Origin of the sequence: Vallitalea sp., assembly GCF_025211055.1 — a bacterium.
Classification (GTDB): domain Bacteria; phylum Bacillota; class Clostridia; order Lachnospirales; family Vallitaleaceae; genus Vallitalea.
This window is the reverse complement of the sequence record NZ_JAOARO010000034.1, coordinates 1-3,107: the sequence shown is the minus strand read 5'-3', so window position 1 is coordinate 3,107 and position 3,107 is coordinate 1. Positions and strand designations below refer to the sequence as shown.

At 30.2% G+C, this 3,107-nt stretch carries 4 protein-coding genes; all 4 read right to left on the bottom strand.

What is annotated here, in order from left to right; all coding sequences use genetic code 11:
• Nucleotides 1-150 (bottom strand): RHS repeat-associated core domain-containing protein (locus N4A55_RS16915; RefSeq protein ID WP_293754253.1); only part of this gene is annotated, 150 nt, incomplete at its 3' end.
• A gap of 371 nt (nucleotides 151-521) precedes the next feature.
• Entirely contained in the window at nucleotides 522-1,769 is a 1,248-nt protein-coding gene (locus N4A55_RS04215) for an IS110 family transposase (RefSeq protein WP_293754252.1), read from the bottom strand.
• A 367-nt stretch (nucleotides 1,770-2,136) separates the two neighbouring features.
• Nucleotides 2,137-2,475 carry a hypothetical protein gene (locus N4A55_RS04210; protein ID WP_293754251.1) on the bottom strand — a complete coding sequence of 113 codons (339 nt, stop codon included), beginning with the start codon at nucleotides 2,473-2,475 and terminating at the stop codon, nucleotides 2,137-2,139.
• A gap of 14 nt (nucleotides 2,476-2,489) precedes the next feature.
• Complete coding sequence (locus N4A55_RS04205) at nucleotides 2,490-2,675, bottom strand: SymE family type I addiction module toxin (RefSeq protein ID WP_293754250.1); 186 nt, start codon at nucleotides 2,673-2,675, stop codon at nucleotides 2,490-2,492.
• Nucleotides 2,676-3,107 lie beyond the last annotated feature (432 nt).

The following is a 3,107-nucleotide window of genomic DNA, read 5'->3' as shown; positions in this document are numbered from 1 at the left end:
CCTTGGTAGATTTTTTATTTGGTCTATTTGTAATATCTTTTTGCCCGATTTTTCACCACAATAACCTGTTGGGTCTATGAAGTTTACTGGATTATTTGATACGTACGCATAAAGATTAAGCCCGTCGCCTCTATAACTATCCATAACTATAAACCTATTTATATAGAAGATACTAATTTATAACGATGTATATTTTAATATCAATATCTCTATACACGAAGTTAACATAATTAGTTAACGGTAGGTTTATAGTTTTATATACTTAGATGTAGTATTATAGCTATGCTATAAATGATAATATAGCATTGATTAGCTAAGATATTATTACATTATAGCGATGCTATAATATTGAATATTATAACATATATCGGATATATTCATAATACCATATCTAAATATATACTCTGGTGATGGGGATACTTGCACTCTTATTTTATCTATTTAATTTATATTTTTAAACAATGAATAATTTCATGTTAATTATATCTGTTATAATTATCATATCAATAGATATAATATCACTACCCACATTTAGTTGATTTCTCATTATTAATGGGTTGTATGCTATAATCTTTCTTGTATTTCAACATGTTATAAACGATATTTACCAATCGCCTAGAAACACAAACAATAGCCTGTGACTTGGTTTTACCTTCCGATACTTTTTTATGATAGTATTCATATAAAATAGGATTTCTTGGTGTTCCAGTATTTCTATGAGTAGTTAGTTGTCCAAGTGCTATATAAAAGAATATACTATTAAGCTTTCTATTTCCTCTTTGGTTACGAAAGTTCTTTTCTTTGCTTCCAGAACTATAAGTAACTGGGGCAATACCCGAGTAACGAGCAAGTTTTGCCGAGTTCTTAAACCTATTAATATCACCTATTTCAGACAATAACTGTGCTGATGTAATTAGGTCTATACCATTGAACGATTGTAGATTAACTCCTAAGTCATCAATGCATTGTTGCAATAGTTCATCAATAGTAGATATTTCTTTTTGTTTATAACGAATATCCTCAACATAGTTTTTAATAAGGAAGCATCTAGTTTCATCATGAGATAAAATATCCTTATCTTCATTAATTAAACTTATTAAGGTCTTTGCTTTGGCTACAGTAAAAAAGTTATGGCTTTCTTTTCTAAGAAACTCCCCTAATTGTTCTATAGATATATTTTCTAAATATTTGCTACTTGGATAGTTATACCAAAAGGCTAGAGCTGTCTTGCCTATAATATCACTGAAAAACTTACTATAACTATAATAATGATAGGATAGTTGCATATGTAGTTGATTAATGATAGATGTTCTTTGTTCTACTAATTTATTACGCCTTGTCATTAGTTGGCTAATCTTATAATAGATTTCATTATCCTTAGTTACATTTTTAAGCTTGTCAAATTCATCAAGTAAAACCTTTGCAACACAGAAAGCGTCATATTCATCTGTTTTATGAATAGTAGTATTCTTTTTTGCTTCTTGTGAACTAAGAGAAGAATTGACGAATTTCACTTGTTTATTATTATCAATAAGAAAATGGCATAAGGCTCTCCCAACTCCGTTAGTATCTTCAAGACCATAAATAGCAGTAACAGAATAAACAATCTCATAAGTTCTTACTAAATCTATTAATTCAGCAAATCCCGAAGGCTTATTTTGAATAGTAATAGATTTAATAATCTCATGCCAACAATTCATAATTACGGCAGTATGTGTCAAACGGTGAGTATCAACCCCAACATATAAATACATTTGTTTCTTGTGCATTGTATCACTCCATTCTGATGAATAAAAACGTAAACATCCACAACACCAGTATCAAACTATTAAGATATCCACATCTAAAGATGAAATATCCTGATAAATAGTCGTACAATGATAGTCCAGTAAGTTTTTACATCTTCTAATCAGAAAGAAAGATAGTTGAAAAATAATATATTAAGTTGTCAAAGTACGAATTAAATCCTTAAACAATAGTTGAAATAACTATAATAATTATTAAAACTATTAGTTAAAAACTTAATATAGATGTATATAAAAGGAATAAGACAGCTTCACATTGATAGTATCAGTTTTACACAGAGTGCAACATACTCTTGATAGTGATAAACTGTCTATTCCCTTCATAGCTTAATTAGTGGGGCATTATCTTAGATATATCCCAAACTTTAGACCAACCACCTAGTTTAAGAGATTTAGGGCAAACAGATTCCTTGTCGTATTTCTTGATGGTAGTTCTATCTTGTACAGTTTCAAGAACTAATCTATTAGAACGTAAAATAAGCTTCTGAAAATGCTTGTCGTTGTTGTCATCTTCTGTATTAATACTCTTTTCCCATACCGTAACACTAGCATTTCTAAAGTAAAATCTAAGAGCCTGTTCAATAATTTCATTAGCACCATGACATGATTTTTCTTTAGCTAATGCTAATAAATTTTCATCTAATGTAGTAGTAAATTTAATCCTTGCCATAAATAATCACTCTCCTACTCTTTAATAATCTTAATAATTAATTGTTCTTTATTTTCTACAACGTGTACCTTGTCCCCAATGTTAAAGCCTTGTTTTTCTAGCCATTTCCCTTGTAGGCGAATAACGGGATAACAAGAAAATCCATTCTTAACTCCAAGATAATTAGTAACGCTAGAAACTGTTAAAATACGTAAATTCATATGTAATATCTCCTTTCAAAGTCGTTGAAAGGAAAACAAAAAAGTGCAAACCTACACTTGTAAAGCTATGTAGAATCATCTATAATAAATTCAAGGTTGCTCATAACAGCGTTGCTGTATGTGTAGGTACGTCATTACCTGCATATGCCCGAAAGTGCTGGAACACTTTCGGGATATGGCTACCTTTTTAGTTTTCCAAATAAAATGAACAATCATGAGACAGGAAAAGGACCACTAGGGTCGGTAGCCTACGAAGTGGTTTTAAGGTCTTCCCCCGAAAATCTTTTCTAGGTCTTTCTAATGGGTCAATAAAAACCAAGAGCTATACCCTGACGAAATTGTAGTTGTCTCACTTATTTATTTCTTTTTAGTTCACGATATAAAGCAGTGCGGATACTATAATTACAAGAATATACTTCATTAAGAAGGTCT